We start from the raw sequence: 5,526 nt of genomic DNA on the forward strand, positions 1-5,526 counted from the left end.
CATTTAATCTTATATAAGACTATTCACGATATAATCAAAATTATTTTAGTTCTATAATTGAAGGAAAGTTAATGAGTATTCCTATTTATACTTACGATGCAATCGTTGTTGGTGCGGGTCTTGCAGGGTGTGCAGCAGCTAGAGAGTTGCAAACTGCAGGAAAAAAAGTTGCTGTAATTACAAAATTACATCCACTTAGAAGTCATTCAGGTGCTGCGCAAGGTGGTATTAATGCTGCGTTTAGTGATGAAGACAGTGTTGAGCTTCATGAATTTGATACAGTAAAAGGGTCTGACTACTTAGCAGATCAAGATGCTGTTGAATTTATGTGTAAAAATGCTCCAGAGACAATTCGTTGGGCCGAGAGAATGGGAGCTGCGTTTAGCAGAAAACCTGACGGTACTATCGCACAGCGTCCATTTGGTGGGCAGTCATCTCCTCGTGCATGTTATGCAAAAGACAGAACAGGGCTAACACTTCTTCAAACAGTTTACGAACAAGCATTTCGTGCGGGCGTAAAGTTTTGGGATGAGTGGTACGCTGCTGATATTATCTACAAAGATGGAAAAGTGTCAGGTGTTGTTGCATTTAATATTCGTGATATGCAAATGGCTATTTTCAATGCGAAAAGTGTAATGTTTGCAACTGGCGGTTATGCTCGTGCGTATAAAATCAACTCAAATGCTCATGCTAATACGGGTGATGGTTTAAGTATAGTAGCGCGTCATGGTCTTCCATTAGAAGATATGGAATTTGTACAGTTCCATCCATCAGGTCTTTCTGGAAATGGTGTTTTAATTTCTGAAGCTGCTCGTGGTGAAGGTGGACGACTTTTTAACTCTAAAGGTGAGCGTTTTATGGAAAAATATGCACCAAACGCACTTGAACTAGCTTCTCGTGATGTTGTTGCGCGTGCTATTTTAAATGAAATTAGAGAAGGTCGTGGTGTAGGTCCAAGAAAAGATGCTGTTTTCTTAGATGTAACACATCTTGGAAAAGATTTGATTATGTCAAGACTTCCTGAACTTCGTGAACTTGCTATCACTTTCTTAGGTCTGGATATGATTGAAGAACCTATCTTAATCTCTGCTACAGCTCACTACTCTATGGGTGGTATTCCAGTTGACATTGATGGTCATGCCCGTAAAAACAACAGTGAACTTGTAGAAGGTTTTTATGCTGCTGGTGAGTGTTCATGTGTATCAGTGCATGGTGCAAACCGTTTAGGTGCAAACTCTGTACTTGAAGCAATTCTTTTTGGTCGTTTTGTTGGTAAGACAATGGTAAAAGACATTGATGGTATTGAATTACGCCCAGCAAATGAAGAAGATGCACAAACTGCACTTAGTGAAATAGACTTTTTACTTAATAACAATGGAAATGAAAGTATTCCAGCTCTTCGTGAAGAGTTACAACAATGTATGACTGCAAATGCAGGTGCATTTAGAACAAAAGAGACTCTACAAATTGCTATTGACACTATAAAAGAACTTAGACAAAGATTTCAAAATGTTCGAGTAAAAGACAAATCAAAAGTATTTAATACAGAGTTACAAGAAGCTATTGAATTTGGTCATATGCTTGACTATTCACTCTTTATTGTTGATAGTGCTATTGCTAGAAAAGAAAGCCGTGGTGCTCACTATAGAGAAGACTTTCAAAAACGAGATGATGAAAACTTCTTGCAACATACAATGGCGTATATGGACAATGAAGGCAATATTAAACTTGACTACATGGATGTTGTTCTTGGCAAACATGAACTACAAGAAAGACATTACTAAGGATAACTTATGAGTACAGAACATAAAATAACTACACAACAAGTAAACTTCAAAGTATTTCGTTTTAATGCAGATGAAGATTACCTTCCATATTATGAAGACTATAATATGGAAGTTACATCTGAAGAAGTTGTACTTGATATATTAAATAGAATTAAATGGGATCACGACGGAAGTTTTTCATATAGAAGATCTTGTCGTCATGGTATCTGTGGTGCTTGTGCCATTAAAGTCAATGGACGATCAACTCTTGCATGTAAAGAGAGTATGAATGATATGGTAGATCTTTTTGGAAGTGAACTTGTTATTGAACCTCTTAGCAAGAAAAGAGCTATTAAAGATATGATAATTGACAAAGCTGACTTTTGGGAAAAACATGCCGCTGTTACACCATATTTAGTTGCTGATATTGATGAAAATCCAGAATCAGAAAATCTTGTATCGCCAGAAGATGCAGACAAACTTGATGAGGCAGACCTTTGTATTCAATGTGGTGCATGTCACTATGCTTGTCCTGTCGTTGAAATTAATGAAGACTTTTTCGGACCTGCTGCGTTTGCTGCTGCATACCGTTTTGGTGCAGATGTTCGTGACAGTGCAGACTCAAGGCTTGCTGATGTAAATGAAGAAAAACAGGGTGTTTGGGATTGTGTAAAATGTTTTGAATGTGCTGAAGCATGTCCAAAAGACATTAATCCTATCGCTAAAATCACTAAACTTCACCAAATGGCTTTCCAAGAAGGTATTGCTAAAAATAATGTTGCAGTACGTCATGCAGTCGGATTCAAAAAATCTATTGCCAAAAATGGTGTACTTGATGAAGGTGGTTTAGTCCTCTACTCTGAGGGTCCATCAATAGTAAAACATATTCCAGTCGCACTGAGAATGTTTTCTAAAGGAAAAATTGTTCCACCATGGGGCATTACTAAATCAGACAATCTTGATGAAATTAAAAAACTTGTAAAATCATCATCAACTGCAAAGTTCTAGGAGTTTATAAATGAAAAAATTAAAATACGCACTTTTTACTGGATGTACTGCAAAACAGAGTACTCCAGAACAGATGATGTCAACTATGGCTGTTGCAGATAAACTTGGAATTGAGTTAGTAGAGCTGACCGAAGCTTCATGCTGTGGGGCATCTCACCTTCAAGATTATGATGAATTTTTATCTCTTGTTTTAAATGCTAGAAATATTGCCTATGCAGAGCAAAAAGGTCTGACAATGGTTACTATATGTAACACTTGTCAACTCAATACTGCCATGACAAAACATAAACTTGATAATGATGAAGCATTAAAAGCAAAAGTGAATGAAAAACTTGCCGAAGTTGGTTTAGAGTATAAAGGTACTTCTGCTATTACACACTTTTTATACGCTATTATTGACGACTTTGGTCTTGATAAAATCAAAGAGATGGTTGTAACACCACTCAGCCAGTTTAATATTGCTCCTTTTTATGGATGTCACAATATTCGCCCTTCTGAGCTCCAAAATGAGACACACAACTCAAAAGAAAATCCATATAACCCTACTTCATTAGATGACTTAATCATCGCGTGTGGTGGAAAGAATGTTGATTATGAAGAAAAAAATAAGTGTTGTGGTTTCCATGTTGAACTTCAAGCTCCTCATACAGCAGCAGTTTTGACTGGTAATGCAATTGCTGGAGCAATGGATGGAGATGCAGATATGATGGTAACACCATGTCCATTATGTCACCTCAAACTTGATACTCAAACAGCCCATGCAAGTGAAGCTATTGGTCGTGATGTAGAACTTCCTGTACTACATATGCAACAAATGGTAGGATTGGCACTTGGATGTTCTCCTGCAGAGCTTGGTTTGAACCATCACTTAGCAAAAGTAGATTTCGTTTAATCATAACCTTTTCAATTTCATCTCTTTTTGAGATGAAATATCTTCTCTAAAAAATCACTGGAATTATAAATGTCAAACACAATAGAAATAATCTCATGGAATGTCAATGGAATACGCGCTGTAGCAAACAAAGAAGCACTTAAATGGGTAGATGAAAGAGATACAGACATCTTATGTCTACAAGAGATAAAAGCTCAAAAAGAGCAGATACCATCAAAACTATTTGACAAAGAATTTCAAGAGATTCTAATCAACTCAGCAGAGAAAAAAGGGTATAGTGGAACAGCTACTTTTAGTGCAATTAAAAGTGATTTTCACTCTACATGCCCCGAAATTGACTTCACCCATGAGGGACGTATTATAGAGACACACTACGGTGATATTGTACTCTTTAATGTCTATTTTCCAAATGGACAAAGAGATGAAGAACGTCTTGCTCATAAAATGAAATTTTACGATGATTTTTTAGCACACTGTGAACGTCTACGAGAAGAGGGAAAAAGTATCATCATCTGTGGTGATGTAAATACTGCTCATAAAGAGATTGACCTTAAAAATCCAAAAGCAAATGCAAAAACCTCAGGATTTTTACCAATTGAGAGAGAATGGATAGACAAATTTTTAGATCACGGATATATTGATACATTTCGTTATGTTCATGGCGATGAAATAGATAAATATTCTTGGTGGTCATACCGTGCAAATGCAAGGGTAAAAAATGTAGGCTGGAGAATTGATTACTTTTTCATCTCTGAAGATTTGGCAGAGAACCTTGAAGATGCTTTCATACTTGATTACATTACAGGCTCTGACCATTGCCCCGTAGGCATTAAAATAGCTATATAGGAGACTCTATTTGGCTTTTGGACGAAATGCCTTTATAACTTCTATATTAGTTTCCAAATATGGACCTTCTATTAAGTCTATACAGTAAGGAACAGCAGGAAATACAGCATCGAGACATTCACGAATGGACTTTGGTTTTCCAGGAAGATTAATTATAAGAGATTTACCTCTTATACCCGCTGTTTGACGTGAAAGAATTGCCGTTGGTACATACTGCAGGCTTACCTGACGCATAAGCTCACCGAAACCTGGCATCATCTTTTGACATACATTTTCAGTAGCTTCTGGTGTCACATCACGAAGTGCAGGACCCGTCCCACCTGTAGTAACCACAAGACAACATCCAGCCTCATCACAAAGCTCTTTCATCGTAGCTTCTATTTGTTCTTGTTCATCTGGAATACATCTATAAACTATTTCAAAATCACTTTTTAAGTAATCTTTCATTGTATCTTGAATTGCAACACCACTAATATCTTCATAAATACCTTTACTTGCTCTATCGCTTGCTGTTATTACGCCTATTTTTATTTCACTCATATTCATTATTCCTTTTCATAATTCTATATTTTTTATTTTTTGTAAAAGCACTCTGAAGAGTAGTCTTTTTATATGTAAAACGCAGAGGCTCAGACCAAAGGGAGGATTTGCCCTCGGAGTTTTACATATAAAAAGACGGAGCCTATCTTAAGAGAATTGCAAAAAGTGATTTGCCCTTTTTATGTAAGTTAGTGTTGCCACATCAAAAAAGAACTCTCTCGCTGCGTTTACATCTATTATCTTATCGTTACCACCAAGATAAACCTCAATAATAACACCCTGATTTACTATTTTTTGTAACGCATCCCTACTCCATTCATAATATAGTAGCTCATTTAATTCATCTAAACTACCCTCAATTAGCTCCACTTCTTGCACTTCATACGGAAGAAAACATGACTCAATAAACTCTCTTATATAAGTATCACTACTGCGTTTAAAAGAGAGTGTCTGTAATCTTTTAAATTTAATATC

At 36.4% G+C, this 5,526-nt stretch carries 5 protein-coding genes and 1 pseudogene; 4 read left to right on the forward strand and 2 right to left on the reverse strand.

What is annotated here, in order from left to right; all coding sequences use genetic code 11:
* The first annotated feature begins 71 nt into the window (after positions 1–71).
* The 4 genes from sdhA (at position 72) to MV589_RS06235 (ending at position 4,512) form a co-directional block, all read left to right on the forward strand.
* The gene (gene sdhA, locus MV589_RS06220) at positions 72–1,784 is read left to right on the forward strand and encodes a succinate dehydrogenase flavoprotein subunit (protein ID WP_297433090.1); all 1,713 of its coding nucleotides are present in this window, start codon (positions 72–74) and stop codon (positions 1,782–1,784) included.
* A 9-nt stretch (positions 1,785–1,793) separates the two neighbouring features.
* Positions 1,794–2,774: a succinate dehydrogenase/fumarate reductase iron-sulfur subunit gene (locus MV589_RS06225; protein WP_297433092.1), complete on the forward strand. Its 981-nt coding sequence runs from the start codon at positions 1,794–1,796 to the stop codon at positions 2,772–2,774.
* Positions 2,775–2,784: 10 nt separating this feature from the next.
* Positions 2,785–3,666: a CoB--CoM heterodisulfide reductase iron-sulfur subunit B family protein gene (locus MV589_RS06230; protein WP_297433094.1), complete on the forward strand. Its 882-nt coding sequence runs from the start codon at positions 2,785–2,787 to the stop codon at positions 3,664–3,666.
* A gap of 69 nt (positions 3,667–3,735) precedes the next feature.
* Positions 3,736–4,512, forward strand: a complete 777-nt coding sequence (locus MV589_RS06235; RefSeq protein ID WP_297433096.1) for an exodeoxyribonuclease III — start codon at positions 3,736–3,738, stop codon at positions 4,510–4,512.
* Between the two features lie 6 nt (positions 4,513–4,518).
* Here MV589_RS06235 and mog read toward each other — a convergent pair whose 3' ends face one another.
* Together mog and MV589_RS06245 are read right to left on the reverse strand one after the other, a co-directional pair.
* Positions 4,519–5,052, reverse strand: a complete 534-nt coding sequence (gene mog, locus MV589_RS06240; protein ID WP_297433098.1) for a molybdopterin adenylyltransferase — start codon at positions 5,050–5,052, stop codon at positions 4,519–4,521.
* Between the two features lie 147 nt (positions 5,053–5,199).
* Positions 5,200–5,526 (reverse strand): annotated as a pseudogene (locus tag MV589_RS06245) (pimelyl-ACP methyl ester esterase BioV); the annotation flags it as partial.

It is taken from the genome of Sulfurimonas sp. (genome assembly GCF_026991475.1).
Classification (GTDB): Bacteria; Campylobacterota; Campylobacteria; order Campylobacterales; family Sulfurimonadaceae; genus Sulfurimonas.

Excerpts from the sequence above, each read along its gene's own strand:
- MV589_RS06230 (WP_297433094.1), top strand. The coding sequence starts at position 2,785 with ATGAAAAAATTAAAATACGCACTTTTTACTGGATGTACTGCAAAACAG.
- MV589_RS06225 (WP_297433092.1), top strand. The coding sequence starts at position 1,794 with ATGAGTACAGAACATAAAATAACTACACAACAAGTAAACTTCAAAGTA.
- sdhA (WP_297433090.1), top strand. The coding sequence starts at position 72 with ATGAGTATTCCTATTTATACTTACGATGCAATCGTTGTTGGTGCGGGT.
- mog (WP_297433098.1), bottom strand. The coding sequence starts at position 5,052 with ATGAGTGAAATAAAAATAGGCGTAATAACAGCAAGCGATAGAGCAAGT.
- MV589_RS06235 (WP_297433096.1), top strand. The coding sequence starts at position 3,736 with ATGTCAAACACAATAGAAATAATCTCATGGAATGTCAATGGAATACGC.